The sequence below is a fragment of the Arthrobacter sp. ISL-72 genome, from assembly GCF_018613755.1.
Lineage (GTDB): Bacteria > Actinomycetota > Actinomycetes > Actinomycetales > Micrococcaceae > Arthrobacter.
This window is the reverse complement of record NZ_JAGGPP010000027.1, coordinates 14,219-36,108: the sequence shown is the minus strand read 5'-3', so window position 1 is coordinate 36,108 and position 21,890 is coordinate 14,219. Positions and strand designations below refer to the sequence as shown.

Below are 21,890 nucleotides of genomic sequence, written 5' to 3'. Positions count from 1 at the left end.
CGACGGGAGGCGGGGTGAGTTCGGCACGGTTTCGCCTTAGTTCGACGTCGAGGTGCTGGGCGTGGGCAGGAGTTCCGCAGCGAGGTGGTACGTCACGACGGATCCTGCGGCAACCTGGCTTCCGGCGCCTGGTTCGGAACTGACGAACGTACCGGCTTCCTGTCCGGCGCTGCCGGGCACGTCTGCTCCCTTGACCCAGCGCAGGCCGGCGTCCTCGATCGCCTTCCGCGTTTGCGCCTCGCTGCTGCCGACACCAATCGCCGGCACTGACGACTCCTGGCTCTTGTCCGGTCCCTTGGAATACGTGACCGTGATGGTTGCACCGGGAGGTACCGGGCCCGAAGGCTCGATGTTGGTGACCGTTCCCTCTGGCTTGTCGCTGAAGACCGGCTCACCTTTCACCGCCAGGCCCATGCCAACCAGTTGGTTGCGGACGGTGTTGTACTGCTGGCCCAAGTATGCGTCCGGGATCAGGTTGATGGTTTCCGGAGTCGACTCGGTGAGAGTAGGCGTCGGGCTCGCGCTTGTGGCCGTGGGCCTGGCAGAGGTGGACGACGGCGAAGCGCTGCTGCTGCTGGGCTTGGCGCTGCTTGAGGTCGAGGAGGATTCGGTCGTGCCCGACGGGAAGAGGATCCCGGCCTGCGTGAGGAGGACACCCACGAGCGCGAAAAGCACAAGCAGGATGAGCGCGATGAGCGGCCACGTCCAGGGGCTGCGCCCCTTGCGCTGCGGCTCGTCCACCGGTTCGTCGTAGCGGTCCGGCTCCTCTTCCTGTTCCCAGGTGCGCTCCGCAGCCAGGGCGTCAGCGCGCGAGAGCGTGCTCTGCGGACCGGTGGCTCCGGCCACAGCGCCCGCGGCAACTCCCGCAGCCGCGCCGGCACCCGCTGCACCGACCACGGGAAGCGCGGACGTCGTCGTCGTCGATTTGTCCTTCTCCGGGGACTCAATGACGCCGGTGGCGGCGGTGGGGATGTCCACCGGGGCGGTGATGGGTCCCGTGGCGGCTTCGAAGAGCAGCATTCCCGGCACCGCGGCATGCGCTGCGGAGATGTCGCCGTTGCGGATGGCTTCCGCCGCCTCGGACAGCTTGATGGCGTTGGCCGGGCGGTTCTTGGGATCCTTGGCGAGCATCGACATCAGCAAGGCCCGCACCGGCGTCGGCAGTGTTTCGGGAAGCGGCGGCGGTGCGTCATTCACCTGGGCAAGCGCGATGGCGATCTGCGATTCACCCGAGAACGGACGGTGCCCGGTGAGGCACTCGTAGCCGATGACGCCGAGCGAGTAGATGTCCGAAGAACCCGTGGCGGTCTGGCCCGTGGCTTGCTCCGGTGCGAGGTACTGGGCCGTGCCCATGACCTGCCCCGTCTGCGTGAGCGGGACCTGGTCCGCCAGCCGGGCGATGCCGAAGTCGGTGACCTTCACACGCCCGTCCGGGGTGATCAGCAGGTTGCCGGGCTTGATGTCGCGGTGCACCAGTCCCTGCGAGTGGGCCACGGAGAGCGCACGGGCAGTCTGGGCGATGATGGACAGCGTACGGTCCGGGGAAAGGACCTGCTCGTGTTCGATGATGCTGCTCAGGGGCTGGCCCGGGACCAGCTCCATCACCAGGTAGGCCGATCCCTCTTCTTCGCCGTAGTCGAAGACGTTGGCGATCCCTACGTGGTTCAGCAGCGCCGTGTGGCGCGCCTCGGCACGGAAGCGCTGGAGGAATCCGGGGTCGCCCGTGTACTCCTCTTTGAGCACTTTGATGGCGACAATCCTGCCAAGGATCAGGTCCTTGGCTTTCCAGACTTCTCCCATCCCGCCAATCGCAATACGCGTGGTCAGCTGGAATCTCCCGCCGAGGGTGATTCCCGATGTAGGCCTCACTTATTCAACACCGCCTCAAAAATCTTCTTCGCGTTCGGACTGGTTAGCTGTGCACCGGTAGTGATGTCCACGCCCTGCATGACGATGGTCACCGACACCTGCGGGTCGTTGGCCGGGGCGAACCCGGTAAACCATGAATTGTTCAAGCCGTCGGTTCCCAGCTCCGCGGTGCCGGTCTTGCCGGCCACCTCGACGCCCGGTACGGCAGCCCCGCGGCCGATGCCCTCACTGACGACGCTGGTCATCCATTCAGTGATCTGCCGGGAAATCTCGGGGCTGGTTGATGTCCGGAGGACTTCGGGTTTCGGCTCGCTGATGACCCGCAAGTCCGGCGACCGCACCGTCTTGATTAGGTTGGGCCGCATCTGGACCCCTCCGTTGGCGATGGCGGACGTCATCAGCGCGATCTGCAGCGGCGTAGCACGTACGTCGCGCTGGCCGATTGCAGACTGGGCGAGCCCGGCCGGGTCCAGCTCCTCCTCCGGGAAGGGCTTCCTGGCGTAGTCCAGCTTCAGCTGGTCGCCAAGGTCCTCTCCGAAACCGAACTTTGCAGCCTGGTCGCCGATGGCCTTTTGGCCCAGGTCAAGGGCAATACTGGCGAAGGGCGTGTTGCAGGACTGCTGGAGCGCGAAGGCGAAGCTGGCCGTGTTCTGCGTGTAGCAGTTGCCGCCGGCGTAGTTCGGCAGCTTGTACTGGATGCCGGGGAACGGCATTTCCGCCGGGTTCGGCAGCACGCTGTCCTTGTTGTACTTCCCCGACGAGAGGGCCGCTGCGGTGTCCACGAGTTTAAAGACCGAGCCCGGCGCCAGCAGTGCCCCGGTGGGACCGCTGACGTTCTGGTTCAGGTTGATCCCGGGGATCTTGTTGAGCTCGGTGTAGTTGGCAGCCTCGGCAGCCGGATCCTGGGTTGCGATCAGGTTTGGATTGTACGAGGGCTTGGATACCATGGCCAGGATGTCGCCCGTCTTCGGGTTCGTCACCACGATGGAGCCCCGCTGGCCGTCCGGAATAAGGTCGTAGGCAAGCTTTTGGATCTCGGGATCGAGGGTGAGTTCAACTGATGCTCCCTTGGGCTGGTTGCCAAGGAACAGCTGGCCGACGCGGTCCAGGAAGAGCTGGTCGGAGCTGCCCGCGAGAAGCTCATTGAGGGAGCTTTCCAGCCCGGTGACCCCGTAGTTCTTGGAGAAGTAGCCGGTGATTCCGGCATACGGTTCAGGGTCCGTATAGGTCCGCTGGAACTTGCAGCTTTCCGACGCAGCGACGGACTGCGCGATGGGCCTGCCGCCGACGATGATGGCTCCGCGGTCATTGCAGTAGTTCTGCAGGATGGCCCGCTTGTTCCAGGCGTTGTCCTGCAGCTCGTCGGCACCCACCACCTGGACGTAGCTGAGGGCTCCGAAGATCAGCGCGAACATGGCAACGGCGGCAAGCCATGAATTCCGAATGGCATGGTTCACAGTTGTCTCACCGCTTCGGTTGGCGCGTCGGGATGGGTGGAGGAAGGCTGCCGGCCGGGCTGTTTGGCCGGACGCGGCGGGGAGGGTGGAACGGGCTTCTGTTCGCCCGGAGCCGCAGCCTGCGGCATGGGCGTGGTGTCCACCGGGCCGCGCGCGGTGTGCGAAATCATCAGCAGCAGGCCAACGATGATCCAGTTGGCCAGCAGGGAGGACCCGCCGGCGGCCAGGAAGGGAGTGGTGAGTCCGGTCAGCGGAATAAGGCGCGTGACGCCGCCGATCACCACAAAGCACTGCAGGGCGATGGCAAACGACAACCCGCAGGCCAGCAGTTTCCCGAAGGCATCCCGCGTTCCCAGTGCCGCACGGAAGCCGCGGGTGAACAGCAGGAGGTACATCAGCACAATGGCAAAGAGGCCGATCAGGCCGAGCTCCTCGCCGAAGGACGCAATGATCATGTCGCTGTTGGCAAACGGCACCAGGTTGGGCCGGCCCTGCCCGAGTCCTGTGCCCACCAGTCCGCCGTTGGCCATTCCGAACAGGCCCTCGACGATCTGCAGGCTGCCGCCGTACTGCCGCCCGTACACTTCCTCCGTGAAGGCGTTAAGCCACCCGTCGATGCGCAAACCGACGTGTGAGAAGACCCGTGACGCCACATAGCCGCCGCCCAGGAGCAGCGCGACGCCAATGATCACCCAGCTGATGCGGCTGGTTGCCACGTAGATCATCACAATGAAGAGCCCGAAGAACAGGACCGAGGACCCGAGGTCCCGCTGGAAGATCAGCACGCCGATGCTCACCAGCCAGGCAGTGATCATGGGGCCCATGTCCTTGAAGCGCGGGAACTGGAGCGGCCCGATCTTGCGTCCCGCGAGCAGGATGAGATCCCGGTTGGAGGAAAGATACCCGGCAAAGAATATTGCCAGCGTGATCTTGGCGACCTCGCCGGGCTGGAAGGTCATGGGTCCGATCTGGATCCAGACGCTCGCGCCGAGGATTTCGCCGGCAGAGATGCCCGGCACCAGAGGCAGGATCAGCAGAAGCGCACTCACGGCGAGGGAGATGTATGTGAAGCGGCGCAGGATCCGGTGGTCCTTGAGGAACCAGATGACGACGACGGCGACGCCCATGGCCACGAGCGTCCAGCGCAGCTGGTTGTTGCCCGTGTCCTCACCCACCCGGTCCAGGCGGTGGATCATGGCGAGACCCAGGCCGTTGAGGGCAACCACGAGGGGAAGTATCACCGGATCGGCATATTTCGCGCGGATGCGGAGAACCACATGGAATACCAAGGCTGCCGCAGCAAGCAGGCTGGACTGGAACCAGAAGTCCGTGTCGAAGGCCTTTTCCTGGTCGACGCCGACCAGGGCATTGGCGCCGATGCCAACGGCAAGGGCAAGGATCAGGAGGGCCAGTTCAGTGTTTCTCCGCGGCTTGGCGGTAACTGCAATCTGCGTCATTTGGCCTCCTCACAAGCGTTGGCGGACGTACCGGGCGTAGTGGTGGGTGTTGCAGTTCCGGTCGACTTTGCAGTTCCGGGCGGTGCCGAGGTGCCGCTGGGTGCAGGGGCCGCCCCCGATGCAGAAGCCGTGGCCTTGGCCGACGGCGTGGCGCACTCGTCTGCCGGTGAGGTGGTACCGGTCAGATCGAGATTCTTGACGATCCGCTGTGCATCGTAGAGATCCCGGGCCGGAACAGTCTGGCGGACGCGCTGCTGCGAAAACTCCGGGAGGTCCGACATGCGGATCTCCGTCACGGTCTCCAGGGTGGACAGCTGGATTGGCCCCAGCCGCTGCGAGACTCCGTTGTAGATGGCAACACGCTGATCGTATTCGCCGATGTAGTAGCGCGTCTGCGTCCAGGCGTAACCGAGCCATAAACCAACGCCCAGGACGATGAGGAGGGCGGCTGCCGTGGCAATGGTGATCCAGCGCCGCGGCCTCGCGGCAGGCTTGTACTCGTCCGTTTCCTCGCGGTCCTGGTCCGCCTTGTGCGTCAGCACCGTGGCGGCGCGTCGCGCGACGGTCCGGCCGGCAATGGTCGGGATGGATCCTGATTCGGCAGCAGCAACGGCCGCACCGACGAGCTCATGCGGACGGGTGGAAAGTTCCTCCCGGAGGACGGCGGCGGAGAGATGCTCGCCCAGATGGGGATCGGTGGTGGCGGCGGGTTCGGGAGGCTTTGCTGCCGGGCCGGGAGCGACGTCGGAACCGGCCCCGGAACCGACGCCGGCACCGGAACCGGAACCGCCCGCTGCTCCGTCGTCGGCAGGCTTCGGCGCGGAGCCATCGGCTGCTGCAGGGGTTGTTGCCAGGGGCTGTCCGGCCCCCTTCTCGTGAGGGGCATCCAGCTTGGGAGCCGGTGCAACGGCCTGGATCGTGTCGTCGCTGTCCGCCTTGGGCGGCACGATTTCGACGGCGGCTGTGCGGACGTCGTCGGGAGTCTCTTCAGCGATTTCCAGCATGACCACTGTGACGTTGTCCGGTGCGCCGGCCTCGAGGGTGAGCTCCACCAGCGTATCGACGCATTCGCGGAGATCCTTGGTTTCGCGGACGGTGCGTTCCACAACGTGTCCGGCAACGTAGTTGAGGCCGTCGGAGCAGAGCAGCCACCGTTCGCCGGGTTCGACGTCGAGGGTGGCCAGATCGAGTTCGGGGCTGGCATCGACGTCGCCCAGAACCCGCATCAGGACGTTTTTGTGCGGATGGGTTTCCGCTTCCTCCGGGCGCAGCCGGCCTTCGTCGATGAGCCTCTGGACGAACGTGTGGTCCACGCTGATCTGTTTGAATTCGCCGTTGCGCAGCCGGTAGGCCCGGGAATCGCCGATGTGGGCGAAGTGCAGTTTGCCTTCGGCCAGGAGCAGTGCCGTGACGGTGGTGCCCATGCCGGCAAGTTTGGGATTGATGTGGACCAGCTCGGACAGGAGCGAATTTGCGGTCTGGATTTCATCGGCCAGGACTGTCCCGGCGTCGCCGTCGTAATGACCGTGGTCCAGGTGGAGCATGTCCAGGACGGTTGCGGCGGAGGCGACGTCACCGCCGGCATGGCCGCCCATGCCGTCCGCCACGACCGCCAGGTGCCGGCCGACGTAAGCGGAATCATCGTTCTTGGCGCGGATGCGTCCCACATGGGAGCGTGCGGCGTAGCGCATGATGAGCGGCCGCGTCGAGGTGGGATCCTTTTCAGCGGGAGTTTCCGGGACGGCCACGGCTATGGCCTCAATTCGATGACCGTCTTGCCGATTCTCACGGGGACACCGAGCTCCACCGGGAGGGCACGGGTGAGCTGCTGATTAGCGAGGTACGTGCCGTTGGTGGAGCCAAGATCCTCGATGAACCAACGGCTGCCCTGGGGGAAGAGCCTGGCGTGCCGGCCCGAGGCGTAGTCGTCCTCGAGGACCAGGGTGGCTTCCTGGGCACGCCCCAGCAGGATGGGACTGTCTGCAAGGGGGATGGTGCGGCCTTTGAGCGGCCCCTCCGTGACAACGAGCTGCCTGGCCTGCTGCTTGACGGGCGGCGGTGCTGCTTCCGCGAGCTCCGGGTGCTTGCGGACCTGCCGGGCAGTAGGGGCACCCATCGCGGCTTTCCGGCCGATCATCAGGTCCCGTCGCATGGCCGACACGATGCTGAAGATAAGAACCCACAGCAAAAGGAGGAATCCGAATCGCAGGGCTGTTATGGTCAGGTCGCTCACTGGCGACCACCGGAGTTGGCGGGCAAAAGGCGGAAGATGATTTTGGTCCGTCCCATCGTGATGGTGGAGCCGTCAGTAAGGTCAACGCTGCCGTCAACCTTGCGTCCGTTGACGTAGCTGCCGTTGGTGGATCCCAGATCGACGGCCTCAGAAGTGCCGTTGGCAGTGCGGATTTCGAGGTGGCGGCGTGAAACTCCTGTGTCATCCACCAGGATGTCCGCCTCCGATGACCGGCCCAGGACGATGGACGCGGCGTTCAGCGAATAGCGCTGGCCGTCAATGTCCAGGACCGGTTGCAGCCGCACAGGCTGCCGGGTCGGGGCGGCCGGCACGTTGTTCCTCGGCACAGGGGGAGCCGCGGCGGAACCGGAGGCCTTCTCCATCTTGGAATCAATCTCGAAATCGCCTGCTCGGATTTCCCCGTCACGCCGGAAGGAAATGCGGACTGATCCCTGGAGCGTGTAGCCCTGGCTGCGGACGTGGTTGATCACCACATCGCAGAGTTCTTCGGCCAGCGGCGTGCCCCATTCCTGCGCGCGCTTGAAGTCGTCGTCGCTGAGGCGGACGTCGAAAACGTTGGGGGCGAGCGTGCGGCCGGCGGCGATGGTGATGGCCTTGTGGTCTACATCCCGGCGAAGCCGGCTTGCGATTTCCACAGGCTCAACCTGGGCCCGCGAACCGGTGGAGAAGACACCGCGGACGGCCTTTTCGATGCCGCGCTCGACCTTGTCCAGCATTCCCATGGCACCTCTCCTCTCCTTAGGGCTGCAGTGCAGCACGCGATTCGGAACTCAGTTCACATTCATTGCCGGGAGCGCGCCGGGGACGGTCGCTCCTACATCTGATACTACTGGGCAGGGCTGTGAATGACCTTAATGCACAACGCCGCGGCGGCGGGAATAGTTCGTTTCCGCCTGCCCTGGCGCGGTTCCGACCGCGTCATCCGAGAGGTCCGTGTCGAGGTGTGATTCTGCCCGGCGGAACAGCCGCAGGGCCCGATTGGTGTTTTTCCGTAGTTGTCCGTTATGCTTGATCTCGCTGCTTTTGCAAGGCTGGAAGTCCGGGAAACGGACTCGCCGCCGGGTGAAAGAAGTTGCGCGCGAGTGGCGGAACGGCAGACGCGCTGGCTTCAGGTGCCAGTGTCCGAAAGGGCGTGGGGGTTCAAATCCCCCCTCGCGCACGCAAATGAAGAACCCCGGTCTTAGGACCGGGGTTCTTCTTTTTGCCAGGATGTCGTGCCGACATGGGCTTGTCCGCGGATCCTGGCCCTGAAGGTTCAGATCCGCGGGCAAGCTTAGGAATGTAGCCCGGATGCGCCCCGGGCAGCCTGGCAGCCCCTACTTTGCGCCGGCGGATTCCAGTTGGATGCCGGTATCGGATGCGTCCTCGGCGGCGGGTATGCCGGCCGCCGACTCATCTCCCGCCGTCGTGCGTTCCTTCAGGAAGTACACCAGGCCGGCGGCGAGCGTGGACGCCGCCGCAAGGGCGAACAGCCCCGGGACCACGCTGCCGGTCTGCTCCTTGATGATGCCGAAGCCGAACGGTGCCACGAAGCCGCCCAGGTTGCCGAGAGAATTGATGATGGCGATCGCCGGCGCAAGGACCAGCGGGTGCAGGCCGGACTGGGGGATGGTCCAGAACAGCGGCGAAGCGCTCTTGAAGCCCATCGCGGCGACGGCGAGGAACACCAGGGCCAGCACCGAGTGGTCACGGCCGCCGCGAACGTACCCACTGCTGCGATGAGCAGGGCCACCACCAGGAGCGGGCGCTTGGACTTTGCCCGGTCCTGCCACTTGGCCGCGAAGTACATGGCAAAGACGGCACAGATCCACGGGATAGCGGAGAGGAACCCGACGCTCAGGTCAGTAGTGCCGGGGATCTGCTTGACGATGCTCGGCAGCCAGAAGGTGTTGGCGTAGATGGACAGCTGGACCGAGAAGTAGATGCCGCACAGCAGGAGGATCTGCGGGTTGAGCAGCATCTTCCACCGGTTGACGTCGGCGCCCTGCTTTCCGGTTCCCTTCGTGTGCTCGGCATCCTCGGCGGCGATGGCATTGATAAGGGCCGTTTTCTCCTTGCCGGTCAGCCATTTGGCGTCCTCGATCCGGGCATCCAGCAGGAAGTAGACCGTGATGCCCACTACTACGGAGAGCAGGCCTTCGAAGCCAAAGAGCCACTGCCAGCCGCGGAAGCCCAGGGCACCCTGGAGGCTGAGCAGCATTCCGGCGATGGGTCCGGACAGGGCGGCGGCAACGGAGGAACCGGCAATGAAAATCGCGGTGGCCTTGCCCCGCTGCCCGGCCGGAACCCACCGGGCGAAGTAGAAGATGACTGCGGGGAAGAACCCTGCTTCCGCGGCGCCCAGCAGGAACCGCAGAACGTAGAACATCATCTCGTTCTGCACGAACGCCATCAGGAACGAAACGATGCCCCAGCTGACCATGATCCGGGTGAGCCACACCCGCGCACCGAACTTTTCCATCATCACGTTGCTCGGCAGTTCGAAGATCGCGTAGGCGATGAAGAACAGGCCGGCGCCGAAACCGTAGGCTGCGGCGCCGATTCCAACGTCCGCTTCCAGGTGCTCGTGGGCATAGCCGATATTCGACCGGTTCAGCTGGTTGCAGACCAGCATGACCAGCATGATGGGCAGGACCCGCCGGAAGAACTTCTTGGTGGCGGACGTCAGATCCGTGACAGCGATGTCTACAGACTGCATGGGGAAAAATCCTCTGTATAGATGATCGACTGAGGTGCCCTATTCGCGCCCGGCCCGGAGCCGGCGTCGTGAGTTCGCCAGGTGACTGCGCATCGCAGCGGACGACGACGGTTCGTCGCCTTCCGCTATGGCCGCATAGATGGATTCGTGCTCATGAACCACTTGTTCGAAGTGTTCCCGCGCGTAGTGTTCATCGCCGGTGATCAGCCGGGTGCGGGGCATGGCGATCATGGTCTGTCCCAGTGACGCCAGACAGTCCGAGTAGAAGGGGTTTCCCGACGCCGCTGCGATGGCCTTATGGAATTCGTAGTCGGACTTCATGGCATGCGCCGGATGGCCGCCGCTGGCAGTGAACTCCTCCAAGGCCTTGAGAACGGCCTTGAGTTGCCGGTCCGTCCGGTTGCGGGCCGCCAGCGCGGCGGCTTCCGCCTCGACGCCCATGCGGAACGCGAGCAGGTGGAGCCGGTCCTCCAGGCTGGCCACAGGCCGGCCACCGGATGCAGCAGGGTCGCCGTGCGGCGGCGGGGTCAGCGCAAAGCTGCCCCGCCCCCGCTCGGTTTCGACCAGTCCTTCTGCCTGCAGCCGGGTCAGGGCTGCCCGGACCACGGTGCGGCTGACGCCGAACTCGCCGATCAGGTTGTTTTCGCTCGGCAGTTTTTCGCCGGGCTGGATGACGCCGTCAACAATGCGTGTGCGAAGATCTGCGGCGAGATCCGCGGTCAGGTTCCGGCTCATGCGTTCAAGGTTACGCGCCGAACTCCACCGATTCGGTGGTCCAGGCGCGGGCCTGGTCGCTCAGGCTCACGCCGAGGCCGGGGCGGTCCGGAACGATCATGCGGCCGTTTTTGGTTTCGAGGCGTTCGTTGAACAGCGGGTCCAGCCAGTCGAAGTGTTCCACCCAGGGCTCGCGCGGGTAGGCGGCGGCAAGGTGCAGGTGGATTTCCATGGCGAAGTGAGGGGCCAGGCCGAGTCCGCGTTCGTCGGCGAGGGCGGCCAGTCGGAGGAACTGCGTGATCCCGCCGACGCGCGGGGCGTCGGGCTGGATGATGTCGCAGCCGTTGGCGTTGATCAGCCCCTTGTGTTCGGCCACCGAGGCGAGCATTTCACCGGTGGCTATGGGCGTATCCAGAACCTGGGCGAGGTGGGCATGGCCTTCGAAGTCATAGGCGTCCAGCGGTTCCTCGATCCAGACGAGGTTGAATTCCTCCAGCTGCCGGCCCATCCGCAGGGCAGCGGCGCGGTCCCACTGCTGGTTGGCGTCCACCATGAGGGGGACGTCCCAGCCGATGTGCTCCCGGATACCGGCAACGCGGCGCAGATCCTCTTTGCTGTCCGGAAGGCCGACCTTGATTTTGATGCCGCCGATGCCCTCATCGATGGATTTCGTGGCGCGTGCCTTGACCTCGTCCAGCGTGGCGTTGAGGAAGCCGCCGGACGTGTTGTAGGTCTGGACGGAATCGCGGTAGGAGCCCAGCAGCTTGGCCAGCGGGAGTCCGGCGCGCTTGGCCTTGAGGTCGTAGAGGGCTATGTCGAGGGCGGCGAGGGCCTGGGTGGCGACTCCGGAGCGGCCCACGGAGGCACCGGCCCAGAGGAGTTTACTGTAGATCTTGCCGATGTCGTTGGGGTCCTCGCCAATGATGCCCTCCGCCACCTCCTTGGCGTGCGCGTACTGGGCGGGTCCACCTGCGCGCTTGGAGTAGCTGAAACCGATGCCGCTGTGGCCCTGTTCGGTGGTGATCTCGGCGAAGAGGAAAACGACCTCCGTCATGGGCTTCTGGCGGCCGGTGAATACCTTGGCGTCGCTGATCGGAACAGCGAGGGGCAGCCTGGCGGTGGAGAGTTTTACGTGGCGGATCAGGTCTACGGTGCTCATGGGGCTCCTCGGAAATCGGAAGCGGGCAACGTCGCCCGCACTTCTTATGCTACAAGTAAGCAACTTGTAATACAAGTAGGTTTCAGTGCGGTGCTTCCCAATAAACCGCGCGTAACTGGAGGCTGCGCACAGGGAGGTTCAACGGCAGAAACGGCAGCGGGCAGCGCGGCCCACCGTAACGTCCCTCCTGCTGCAAGCTCCCCCATGGCTTCCATGGGACCACTGTGCCAGGAGGCTACGACAAGAACCGATGACCACCAGCTCAGCGGGCAACCAGCTACCCAACAGCCGGGTCAGCCAACCAGCCAGGCGACAACCAGCAGGGCACCTATGCTCAGCAGCGTGGTGCAGAGAATTACGTCCCGGGCCACGGTCATGCCGCGGCCGTAGGGGGAAGCGAAGAGGAACACGTTCTGGGCTGTGGGCAGGGCGCCCATGATCACGCTGGCCAACAGGTGCTGCCCTTCCAAGCCGAACACAAAGCGGCCCAGGACCCACACGATGACAGGCATCGCGGCAATCTTCAGGAACGTGGCCACGAGTGTTTCGGTGCGGCCGTCGCCCTTCTGCAGCGGCGCGCGGCCTGCGAGTGACAGCCCGAAGGCCAGCAGCACCATGGGCACGGCGCCGCCGGCGAGCATGTCAATGGGCTTCTGCAGCAGGTCCGGGGCGTGCCGGCCGGTCAGGGCCACGGCCGCGCCCAGTCCGGAAGCAATGATCATCGGATTGGCGAACGGCTGGAGGAGAAGCTTCTTCCAGGAGATCTTGGAGCCGGAAGCCACTCCCAGCACCGTGAGGTAGAACGGCGCCAACACCAGGATCTGGACCAGGAGCACCGGGGCAACGTGCTGTGCCGTGCCCACTGCGTACAGGGAGACCGGGATGCCGATGTTGTTCGCGTTGGCATAACTGCTGGCCATGGCGCCCACCGCGGTTTCGGCGGCCGGCCGGCGGAAGAACAGGAAGCTGGCCAGGCAATAAAGAAGGCCCGCCATCGCTGCCGAGAGCAGCGCCAGCGGGGCATCGGTTCCAAGCGCGGCGCGGATGTCGCTGCCGGCGACCACCGTGAACAGCAGCGCCGGGTTGGTGACGTAGTACGCCGTGCTGGTCAGGGCGCCCTGCACTTCCTGGCCCAGGATCCCAAACCGCGCGGCGAAGTAACCCACGGCGATGACGGCGGAGACGATCAGTATTCCGGAGACAACGCCGCCCAAAATGCGCCCTTCTATTTAGCTGTAAAGATCTGGGTTTCCGCACGGCCGTTTCCCTGTTGCGGAAGGAGTGCCGGCCGTGCGGAGATTCTGGTGTTCGCAACCTAGCGGACCAGGCAGGGGCGCTTCGGATCGAACGACCAGCCATCGATGTAGTACTGCATGCCGATGCTGTCGTCACGCGCATCCAGCCCGTGCTCCAGGTACAGCTGGTGCGCTTCGTCCAGCGCGTCGCGGTCCAGTTCGATGCCCAGCCCGGGCGCAGCAGGAACCTCGATGGCGCCGTCCTTGATCTGCAGCGGGTTCCGGGTGAGGCCCTGGCCGTCCTGCCAGATCCAGTGCGTGTCCAGCGCAGTGATCTCGCCGGGGGCGGCCGCACCGGTGTGGGTGAACATGGCCAGCGAGATGTCGAAGTGATTGTTCGAGTGCGAGCCCCAGGTCAGGCCGAACTCGTTGCACAGCTGCGCCACCCGGACCGAACCGTGCATGGTCCAGAAGTGCGGGTCCGCCAGCGGGATGTCCACCGCGTTGCTGCGGATGGCGTGGGCCATCTCCCGCCAGTCCGTCGCAATCATGTTGGTGGCTGTCTTGAGGCCGGTGGCACGGCGGAATTCCGCCATGACTTCGCGCCCGGAGAAGCGCCCTTCGGCGCCGCAGGGGTCCTCGGCGTAGGCAACCACGCCCTGCATCCGCTTGCCCAGCCGGATGGCCTCCTCCAGCAGCCAGCCGCCGTTCGGATCAAGGGTGACCCTGGCTTCGGGGAAGCGCTTGGCGAGTGCGGTGACCACGTCCACTTCGTCGTCGCCGGACAGCACGCCGCCCTTGAGTTTGAAGTCGCTGAAGCCGTAGCGCTCCTGCGCGGCTTCCGCGAGGGCGACTACCGCTTCCGGCGTCATGGCTTCCTGCCGGCGCAGCCGCTCCCAGCGGTCCGCAGGTTCGTTCTCCACAAGGTAGGGAAGATCCGTACGCCGCCGGTCACCGATGAAGAAGAGGTAGCCGAGCATCGGCACCGAGGAGCGCTGCTGGCCGTCACCAAGCAGTTCGGCCACCGGGACGCCCAGGAACTGGCCGTGCAGATCCAGCAGTGCCGATTCGACGGCGGTGACGGCGTGGACCGTGGTTCGGAGGTCGAAGGTCTGCAGGCCGCGGCCGCCTGCGTCACGGCCCGCGAACTCTGCCGCGATCTCACGAAGCAGCGAGCGGTAGCGGGCTACCGGCTTGCCGGTGATGAACGTTCCCGCCTCCTCAATGGTGGTGCGGATCTTCTCGCCGCCAGGAACCTCGCCGAGGCCGGTGCGGCCGTCGGAGTCGGTGATGATGACAACGTTGCGGGTGAAGAAGGGACCGTGAGCACCGCTGAGGTTCATCAGCATGCTGTCGTGGCCTGCTACGGGCACAACTTCCACGCGGGCGATTGTCGCCTGGGCGGTCATGCGTTGACCTCCTCTTTCTCACTCTGAGCGGTGTCCGCCGCTACAACCGTTCCGTCGATCCGGCGGTTCAGCTGCCACGGGTTGGTGTCCTGCAGTGCGGCCGGGAGCAGTTCCTGGGGGAGGTTCTGGTAGGCGACCGGGCGGAGGAAGCGGTTGATGGCGAGGGTGCCGACGGAGGTGGTGCGGGTGTCCGACGTGGCGGGGAAGGGGCCGCCGTGGACCATGGCGTGGCCGACTTCGACGCCGGTGGGCCAGCCGTTCACGATGATGCGTCCCACTTTCTGCTCGAGTGCGGGGATCAGCTGGGCCGCCGTCGGGTAGTCCTCTTCGGTGAGCTGCAGTGAAGCGGTGAGCTGGCCCTCAATGCGGTTGGTCGCCTCGATCAGTTCCTGGGCGTTCGAGTAGCGGATCACCAGGGACGCGGCGCCGAAGATCTCGGCGTGCAGCACCTGGTTGCCGATGAAGTCGGCGATGCCGGTCCCGAAAATCGTGGGGGCGGGTGCGTTTTCGGTGGGGCCGGCGGTGCCCTGCCCGACGACGGTCACGTTTTCGGCCGAGCCGAGTGCTTCGGCGCCGGCGTTCCAGGACGCGGCGATGCCTTCGGTGAGCATGGTCTGTCCGGCGCAGGCGGAGACGGAGCGTCCGACGGCGGCAGCGAGTTTGTCGCCCGCCTCGCCGGCCGGGGCGAACAGCAGGCCGGGGGAGGTGCAGAGCTGGCCTGAGCTGCCGGTGACGGCAGTGATGTACTGCCGGGCCAACGCGTCAATCGCTTCGGTGCCCCCGGTGAGCGCGCCGGGGAAGACAAAGACCGGGTTCAGGGAGGACATTTCCGCGTAGACGGGGATCGGTTCGGGGCGAGCGGCGGCGGTGCGCATCAGCGCGATGCCGGCACTTTGGGAGCCGGTGAAACCCACGGCCTTGATGGCGGGGTCGGCCACGAGGGCCTGGCCGATGCTGCTGCCCGGCCCGTAGATCAGGGAAAAGACGCCCGGGTGGAGCCCGCTGTTCTTGACCGCCTTGGCGATTGCCTGGCCGACGAGTTCGCTGGTGCCGGGGTGGGCGTTGTGGGCCTTGAAAACCACGGGGCAGCCGGCAGCGAGGGCGGAGGCGGTGTCTCCTCCCGCCGTCGAGAAGGCGAGCGGGAAGTTGCTGGCACCGAATACGGCCACCGGGCCGAGCGGGATCTGGCGCTGGCGGATGTCCGCACGCGGCAGCGGGGTGCGGTCGGGGATGGCGGGGTCGATGCGGACGCCGCGGAAGTCGCCCTGGCGGACCACAGTGGCGAAGAGGCGCAGCTGGCCGGTGGTGCGGGCACGTTCGCCCTGCAGCCGGGCGGCAGGCAGGCCGGTTTCCTGGCCGGCGCGGATGATCAGTTCGTCACCGATGGCTTCGATGTTTTCCGCTATGGCCTCGAGGAAACCGGCGTGGGTTTCCGGGTCCAGCGTGCTGAACGATGCGAAGGCATCGGCAGCGGCGGCGGTGGCTGATTTCAGCTGGTTCTCGGTTATCAGCGTGTACGCGGGCTCGAGCGGTTCGTTGCTGGCAGGGTTGAAGCCGAAGGCGGTTTTGCCCTCGCCAACAACCGGCTGCCCGGCGATCAGGGAATGTCCGGTGAGTGTCACGGTGGGTTACTCCTAGGGAGACGGTGGCTTAGGAAACTGTGGCGATGAGTGCTTTGAGGTCGGCGAGGTCCTGCGGTGCCAGGTTCTGCAGCGGAGGCCGGACGCCGCCTGCCGAGCGGCCGATCGCGTCCAGGCCGCCCTTGACGATGGACACAGAATAGCCCTTGACCCTGTCCCGGATGTCCAGGTAGGGAATGACGAAGTCGTTGAGCTTTTTGTTGACAGCCGCGCGGTCCTGGTTGCGGACATCCTGGTAGAAGTCCAGTGCGAACTGGGGGACGAAGTTGTACATCGCGCTGGAGTAGGTGCTCATTCCCAGCTGCAGCAGCGGAAGGGCGAAAGTCTCCGCGGTGGGCAGGCCGCCCAGGTAGAACAGGCGGTCGCCGAGTTTGGCGTAAACGCGGGCGTCGTGCTCCAGGTCGCCCACGCCATCCTTGAAGCCGATGAGGTTTTCGTGGCGCTCCGCCAGGGTGGCCACCGTGGTGTCCTTGTAAATCGCGTTGGCGCGGTTGTAGATGATGACGCCGAGCGAGGTGGAGCTGCAGACGGCACTGACGTGGTCGATCAGGCCGGCCTGGTCCGCTTCGGTCAGGTAGGGCGGGAGGAGCAGGATCCCTTCGGCGCCCGCGGCTTCGGCGGCCTGTGCGTTTTCAACGGCCTGGGCGGTGGATCCACCGGCGGAGGCCAGGACCGGAACCGTGCTCCCCACTTCCTCGACGGCAGCGCGGACCACGCGGGCCGATTCGGAAGGTGTGAGCGAGAAACCCTCACCCGTTCCGCCGGCGGCGAAGAGGCCGGCGACCGGGTAGCTGGCCTGCCAGGCAAGGTGCTTGCGGTAGTTCTCCTCGTCGAACTGGAGCTGCGAATCGAACGATGTCACCGGAAAGGAGAGCAGCCCGTCCTTGAGGATGTTCGCAAGTTCTTGGGGTGAGTATTTTGCCACGAATGGTCCTTGGGGATTGGCGCCGCGGGCGGCGGAATGAGGTGGTTGTTTTTCAGCCTAGGCGGCCCTTCGATGCCTGTCTAAGCCTATTTATGTATTGTTTGATACCCTTGGTGCATCGACGGGCCGGGCCGTCGTGGGCCGCCCGTCACCAGCGCGGGGATGCCGGCTCATAGTCGGGGTGAAGGCTCTGCATGTAGCCGGTGTCGTCCCGGTTGAGCATGCCGGAGGCCAGATACTGCTCGTGCAGCCGGGCCAGTGCGTCCCGGTCCAGTTCCACGCCCAGGCCGGGCCCAGTGGGAACGGCCACCGCGCCGTTGCGGAGGACGAGGGTGCCGGCAACGATGACGTCTTCCGCAGGGTCCTTCCAGGGCCAGTGCGTATCGCAGGCGTAGTCCAAGTTGGGAGTGGCGGCAGCCAGGTGCACCATGGCGGCCAGGCTGATACCCAGGTGCGAGTTGGAGTGCATGGACAGCCCCAGGCCAAAGGTCTCCGTGATGCCGGCCAGCGACTGCGACCGCCGGAGGCCGCCCCAGAAGTGGTGGTCCGACAGGATGACATCCACGGCTCCGGCCGCTATCGATCCGGGCACGTCGCCGAAGCTGACCACGCACATGTTTGTCGCGAGCGGCATGGAGACCTTGCGGCGCACCTCGGCCATGCCAGCCAGGCCGGGCGTGGGATCCTCCAGGTATTCCAGGACCCCGTCCAGTTCCTTGCCTACACGGATGGAAGTGTCCACCGTCCAGGCGGCATTGGGGTCAATGCGGAGCGGCAGGTCCGGGAACTCGGCGCGGAGTGCCCTGATGGCCTCCACTTCCTCCTCGGGCGGGAACACGCCGGCCTTGAGCTTCAGCGCGGTGAAACCGAATTCGTCCACCATCCGGCGGGCCTGCCGGACAATACCTTCCGGATCAAGAGCAGCACCCCAGGAGTCTTCTTCGTGCCCCGGGTGCCCGGCCCACTTGTAGAAGAGGTAGCCGCTGAAGGGGATCTCGCCGCGGACTGCGCCGCCGAGCAGGTCGCTGACGGGACGACCCAGGACCTTTCCCTGGATGTCCAGTGCGGCAACATCGAAGGGGGACAGGACCCGGTCCGGCGTGCTGGAGCCGGTCACCATTCCCGACATGCCGTGCCCGCCGACGGTGCTGTCGGCGCTCAGTGCCGTGGTGACGAGGCGGTGCATCTCGTTGATGTTGAAGACGTCCGTTCCGGCCAAGGCCTGGGCGGCGAGGTGCAGCCGGGCCAGGTGCGGGGCGTCGCCGTAGGTCTCGCCGAGGCCGGAGAACCCGGTATCGGTGGTGACCTCCACGATGGCCCGGAGTGCAAACGGTTCGTGCACCCCTACGGCGTTGAGAAGTGGCGGGTCCTTGAACGCCACCGGGGTGATGGCGATGTCCTTGATCCGGTGGGATTCGGCGGGGTTTAGGTTGTTCACGGCTCTGATACTCCTGGCTTTATGACTTGTCGCCGGCTTTGACGGCCAGCACGGGACGGTCCGCCTGCAGGAGGATGCGCTGCGAATGGCTTCCGAGGATGAACTTGCCCACCTGGGACCTCCGGCGGAGTCCGATGACGATCAGCGAGGCATCGATTTCCTCGGCGATGTCGATGAATTCGTCGGTCAGGTCGTCTGTATGGCCCGGCTGGCGGATGGTTGCTTCGACGCCGGCGGCTTGCGCCCGCAGCAGCAGCTCGGCCACCTGGTCCTCGGAGGCCAGGGCAGGGTCTACCGGGGCACCCTTCCGTGGTGAATTGAGGATGACGATGCTCTCGCGTCGTAGCCGGCCTTCGGCGATGCCGGCGTCGAGGGCCGCCTCGCCTTCGGGGGTAGGCAGGTAACCGATCAGGATTGTCATACTCGTTCCTTTTCATCGTGACGCGCGGTGGTGGCGGGTGCGCTGGCGCGGGCCTTCTTGAAGGCTTTCTGGAGCAGCGGGAGTAGCATCACAGCCGCGAAGACCAGCAGCAGGACGCTTGAGATGGGCCGGCCCACGAAGCCGGCAGGATCGCCGCCGAAGAGCAGCAGTGAACGCCTCAGGTTTTCCTCCAGGAGCGATCCGAGCACGAATGCCAGGACCAGCGGGCCGGGTTCGAAGCCGAACTTCTTCATGAGGTAGCCGAGGATTCCGAAGACGATAACCAGCCAGATATCGAAGATGCTGTTGTTGATGGTGTAGACGCCGATCACCGTGATGAGGACCGTGATGGGGGCGAGGATCGCCGCACGGACCCGGAGGATCTTCACGAAGACGCCGACCAGGGGAATGCTCATGATCAGCAGCAGGATGTTGCCGATGTACATCGAGTTGACGACGCCCCAGAAGAGTTCCGGATCGTTCTGGACCAGCTGGGGGCCGGGGGTGACGCCCTGGATCAGCAGCGCACCGAAGATGATGGCCATGGTGGCGTTGGCGGGGATCCCCAAGGTGAGCAGCGGGATAAAGGACGATGTGGCGGCAGCGTTGTTTGCGCTCTCGGGTGCGGCAACGCCTTCGACGGCGCCGCGGCCGAAGCGTTCGGGTGTCTTGGAGCGCTTTTTCTCCATGGCGTAGGCCGCAAGTGAGGCGATGGTCGCCCCGCCGCCGGGCAGGATCCCCAGGAAGAAGCCCAGGAGCGAGCCGCGGCCGATGGCTCCGGAGGATTCTTTGAGGTCTTTGCGGGAGGGCCAGACGTTGGCCACCTTCGCGGGGGCCTGCACCTTGTTGTGGCGCTCCTCGAGGTTGTACAGGATTTCACCGAGGCCGAAGATCCCCATGGCGATCGGCACGAAGTCGAGGCCGTCCGCGAGGGATAGATTGTCGAACGTGAACCGTGATTCGCCGGTGAACGTGTCGCGGCCGACGGTGGCCAGCAGCAGCCCCAGGGACGCGGCGATGATCGACTTCAGCTTGCTGCCGTTGCTGACCGTGGCGACCAAAAGGATGCCCAGCATGGCGAGGGCGGTGTATTCCGGCGGGCCGAAGTCCAGCGCGAAACCGGCCACGACCGGCGCCAGGAGCGTCAGCCCGATGATGGCCACCGTGCCCCCGAAGAACGAGCCGAGGGCAGCAATCCCAAGTGCCGTGCCGGCCTTTCCCTGGCGGGCGAGGGCGTAACCGTCAAAGACGGTGACCACCGAGGATGCTTCGCCGGGCAGCCGGAGCAGCACGGACGTGATGGTTCCGCCGTACTGGGCGCCGTAGAAGATGCCCGCGAGCATGATGATGGCGGTGACGGGTTCCACGCCGTAGGTCAGCGGCAGGAGGATGGCGATCGTCGCTGCGGGACCCAGGCCGGGCAGCACGCCGATAAGCATGCCGATGACAACGCCGATGAGGCAGTAAAGCAGGTTCGTTGGTTCCAGCACGACGCCGAAGCCATTGATGACCGGAGCAAAAAAGTCCATGAGATTCCCTAGAACAGATGTGGGATGGGCACGCTGAGCGCCACAACGAAGATCACGTAGAAGGCTGCCGTGACGATGAAGCTGAGCAGGATGGACATCCGCCACGTTTCCTTGCCCAGGAACCTAAGCCAGACGAAGGTGAGGAGCAGGCTGGGGATTTCAAAGCCGGCGATGCCCACCACGGTGACGAACCCCACCAGTGTTCCGACACCTGCGACCACCAGCCAGCTGGATGAGGAAAAAGCCTCCGCGTCCAGCTTCTTCCGTCCGAACAGGAGGAGGGCCACGGACATGACCACCATCACGAGGCTGACGAGGAAAGGCCACATCCCGGGTTCCGGCTTTTCCGGAGTTCCGAGCCCCATGGCCAGCGACATTGCCAGCCCGGCAGCGCCGAGTGCGGCGGCGGCGACGGCTGCGGCCACATTGGCCAGCACTCCGGCGTGCGGGGGCCGTTCCTCATCCCACTCCGTAGCGAGCTGCTCGGCGGTCAGCGGTTCGACGGCGGCCGGCACCTCAAGCGGGGAGCCGCTCCCGGCGGCAGCAGCTTCCTTGGGGCTGCCGCCGGGAGTTACTGCCTCGTGCGACGGCGAAATCACTTGCCGCCGCCCAGGTCGACGTCGTACTTCTCGGTCAGTTCTTTGTACTTGGCCGCGTTCGCCGCCCAGTCCTTGGCGACCTGATCGCCGTCGATCTCCGCCGCAGTGAAGAGGTTTTGCTCGTTGAAGGACTTGTAGGCCTCGGTTTCGAAGGCCTTCTTGAACGAGTCGCGCAGTTTGGTCACGACGGCTTCGGGGGTGCCCTTCGGGGCGGCCACGGCCCGGAACTGGGAAACCGGGACGTCATAACCGGCTTCGACGGCAGTGGGGGTGTCCGGCAGGTACTGGTTGCGCTCCTTGGAGAAGACGACCACCGGGTTGAGCTTCCCTGCCTTGATCTGCGGCATGGCTTCGGCAAGCTGGATGGTGGCCAGATCCACCTGGTTGCCCAGCAGCGCAGTCATGGCGGGGGAGCCGCCGTCGAAGGGAACGTCAGTGCCGTCAATGTTTGCCTGCTTGAATAGCAGGGCCTGGGCCAGCTGGCTGCCGGTTCCGACGCCTGTTGTGGCGAAGTTGAACTTCTTCCCGGCCTTGGTCAGGTCGTCCATGGTCTTCATGCCCGAGCTCGCGTTGGTGACCAGGACGTAGTCGTCCTGCGAGATTCCGGTGATGACCTCGTAGTCTTCGATCTTCACGGTCTCGCCGGCGGATACGGCCAGCGGGGTGATGGCGAACAGGGAAGCGTTGAGGATGACCAGGGTCTGTCCGTCAGCCTTGGCGGCGCCCACTTCCTTGGTGGCGATGGCGCCGTTTGCACCGGGCTTGTTGACTACGGGGATCGGAGCGCCGAGGGGCCCGCTGGCGTTCTCTGCCAGGGCGCGGCCGATCAGGTCCGTGCTTCCGCCGGGGTCGGCGCCGATGGTGAGGGTGACCGGGCCTGACGGGAATTTGCTGCCGTCCGCCGTCGAACTGCTGCCCGCCACATTGCCTCCGCAGGCTGTCAGGGAAAGCGCGAGGGCAAATGCTGACCCGGTGGCCAGGATGGACCTGCGGGTGAAGGTCGGCTTGTTCAAGAAATTCTCCTTTGAATATTCGCCGCTGGGGAGCGGCGTCCATGCGTCCGTGAGTTACCTCACGTCTACGGCT

18 protein-coding genes and 1 tRNA gene are annotated in these 21,890 nt (G+C 65.3%); 1 reads left to right on the top strand and 18 read right to left on the bottom strand.

Features of this window, described 5'->3' with window-relative positions; genetic code table 11:
* Positions 1 to 36 precede the first annotated feature (36 nt).
* Genes J7I92_RS18985 through J7I92_RS18960 form a run of 6 tightly spaced genes read right to left on the bottom strand, consistent with a single transcriptional unit; the run spans position 37 to position 7,759 of the window.
* The gene (locus J7I92_RS18985) at positions 37 to 1,869 is read right to left on the bottom strand and encodes a protein kinase domain-containing protein (protein ID WP_214843057.1); all 1,833 of its coding nucleotides are present in this window, start codon (positions 1,867 to 1,869) and stop codon (positions 37 to 39) included.
* Complete coding sequence (locus J7I92_RS18980) at positions 1,866 to 3,326, bottom strand: penicillin-binding protein 2 (protein ID WP_214843055.1); 1,461 nt, start codon at positions 3,324 to 3,326, stop codon at positions 1,866 to 1,868. The genes J7I92_RS18985 and J7I92_RS18980 overlap by 4 nt, the downstream gene beginning before the upstream one ends.
* Entirely contained in the window at positions 3,323 to 4,783 is a 1,461-nt protein-coding gene (locus J7I92_RS18975; protein ID WP_214843053.1) for an FtsW/RodA/SpoVE family cell cycle protein, read from the bottom strand. Before J7I92_RS18975 ends, J7I92_RS18980 begins: the two co-directional genes overlap by 4 nt.
* Positions 4,780 to 6,531 (bottom strand): PP2C family protein-serine/threonine phosphatase, encoded by a 1,752-nt coding sequence (locus J7I92_RS18970; RefSeq protein ID WP_396020421.1) that lies wholly within the window; start codon positions 6,529 to 6,531, stop codon positions 4,780 to 4,782. Before J7I92_RS18970 ends, J7I92_RS18975 begins: the two co-directional genes overlap by 4 nt.
* A gap of 2 nt (positions 6,532 to 6,533) precedes the next feature.
* Complete coding sequence (locus J7I92_RS18965) at positions 6,534 to 7,016, bottom strand: FHA domain-containing protein (protein WP_214843052.1); 483 nt, start codon at positions 7,014 to 7,016, stop codon at positions 6,534 to 6,536.
* The gene (locus tag J7I92_RS18960) at positions 7,013 to 7,759 is read right to left on the bottom strand and encodes a DUF3662 and FHA domain-containing protein (protein ID WP_214843051.1); all 747 of its coding nucleotides are present in this window, start codon (positions 7,757 to 7,759) and stop codon (positions 7,013 to 7,015) included. Before J7I92_RS18960 ends, J7I92_RS18965 begins: the two co-directional genes overlap by 4 nt.
* A 354-nt stretch (positions 7,760 to 8,113) precedes the next feature.
* Between J7I92_RS18960 and J7I92_RS18955 the strand changes: the two genes are divergently transcribed.
* Positions 8,114 to 8,196, top strand: a tRNA-Leu gene (locus tag J7I92_RS18955).
* A gap of 258 nt (positions 8,197 to 8,454) precedes the next feature.
* Here the strand turns inward: J7I92_RS18955 and J7I92_RS18950 are convergent.
* The 12 genes from J7I92_RS18950 to J7I92_RS18895 form a co-directional block, all read right to left on the bottom strand.
* Positions 8,455 to 9,735: an MFS transporter gene (locus J7I92_RS18950; protein ID WP_251040169.1), complete on the bottom strand. Its 1,281-nt coding sequence runs from the start codon at positions 9,733 to 9,735 to the stop codon at positions 8,455 to 8,457.
* Positions 9,736 to 9,774: 39 nt separating this feature from the next.
* The gene (locus J7I92_RS18945; protein WP_214843050.1) at positions 9,775 to 10,470 is read right to left on the bottom strand and encodes a FadR/GntR family transcriptional regulator; all 696 of its coding nucleotides are present in this window, start codon (positions 10,468 to 10,470) and stop codon (positions 9,775 to 9,777) included.
* A 10-nt stretch (positions 10,471 to 10,480) separates the two neighbouring features.
* Complete coding sequence (locus J7I92_RS18940) at positions 10,481 to 11,608, bottom strand: L-talarate/galactarate dehydratase (RefSeq protein WP_214843049.1); 1,128 nt, start codon at positions 11,606 to 11,608, stop codon at positions 10,481 to 10,483.
* Positions 11,609 to 11,901: 293 nt separating this feature from the next.
* On the bottom strand, positions 11,902 to 12,822 hold the full coding sequence (locus tag J7I92_RS18935; protein WP_214843048.1) for an AEC family transporter: 921 nt from the start codon (positions 12,820 to 12,822) through the stop codon (positions 11,902 to 11,904).
* 101 nt (positions 12,823 to 12,923) lie between these two features.
* Positions 12,924 to 14,252, bottom strand: coding sequence for an enolase C-terminal domain-like protein (locus J7I92_RS18930; RefSeq protein ID WP_214843047.1), 1,329 nt, complete (start codon positions 14,250 to 14,252; stop codon positions 12,924 to 12,926).
* Positions 14,249 to 15,874, bottom strand: coding sequence for an aldehyde dehydrogenase (NADP(+)) (locus tag J7I92_RS18925; RefSeq protein WP_214843045.1), 1,626 nt, complete (start codon positions 15,872 to 15,874; stop codon positions 14,249 to 14,251). The genes J7I92_RS18930 and J7I92_RS18925 overlap by 4 nt, the downstream gene beginning before the upstream one ends.
* Positions 15,875 to 15,902: 28 nt before the next feature.
* Positions 15,903 to 16,817, bottom strand: a complete 915-nt coding sequence (kdgD, locus tag J7I92_RS18920) for a 5-dehydro-4-deoxyglucarate dehydratase (RefSeq protein WP_214843044.1) — start codon at positions 16,815 to 16,817, stop codon at positions 15,903 to 15,905.
* Positions 16,818 to 16,965: 148 nt separating this feature from the next.
* Complete coding sequence (locus J7I92_RS18915; RefSeq protein WP_311380434.1) at positions 16,966 to 18,255, bottom strand: glucarate dehydratase family protein; 1,290 nt, start codon at positions 18,253 to 18,255, stop codon at positions 16,966 to 16,968.
* A gap of 19 nt (positions 18,256 to 18,274) precedes the next feature.
* Positions 18,275 to 18,676 carry a universal stress protein gene (locus tag J7I92_RS18910; RefSeq protein ID WP_214843043.1) on the bottom strand — a complete coding sequence of 134 codons (402 nt, stop codon included), beginning with the start codon at positions 18,674 to 18,676 and terminating at the stop codon, positions 18,275 to 18,277.
* Complete coding sequence (locus J7I92_RS18905) at positions 18,673 to 20,205, bottom strand: tripartite tricarboxylate transporter permease (RefSeq protein ID WP_214843042.1); 1,533 nt, start codon at positions 20,203 to 20,205, stop codon at positions 18,673 to 18,675. Before J7I92_RS18905 ends, J7I92_RS18910 begins: the two co-directional genes overlap by 4 nt.
* Before the next feature lie 8 nt (positions 20,206 to 20,213).
* Entirely contained in the window at positions 20,214 to 20,804 is a 591-nt protein-coding gene (locus tag J7I92_RS18900) for a tripartite tricarboxylate transporter TctB family protein (RefSeq protein ID WP_311380432.1), read from the bottom strand.
* Positions 20,801 to 21,817: a tripartite tricarboxylate transporter substrate binding protein gene (locus J7I92_RS18895; protein ID WP_214843041.1), complete on the bottom strand. Its 1,017-nt coding sequence runs from the start codon at positions 21,815 to 21,817 to the stop codon at positions 20,801 to 20,803. The genes J7I92_RS18900 and J7I92_RS18895 overlap by 4 nt, the downstream gene beginning before the upstream one ends.
* Positions 21,818 to 21,890 lie beyond the last annotated feature (73 nt).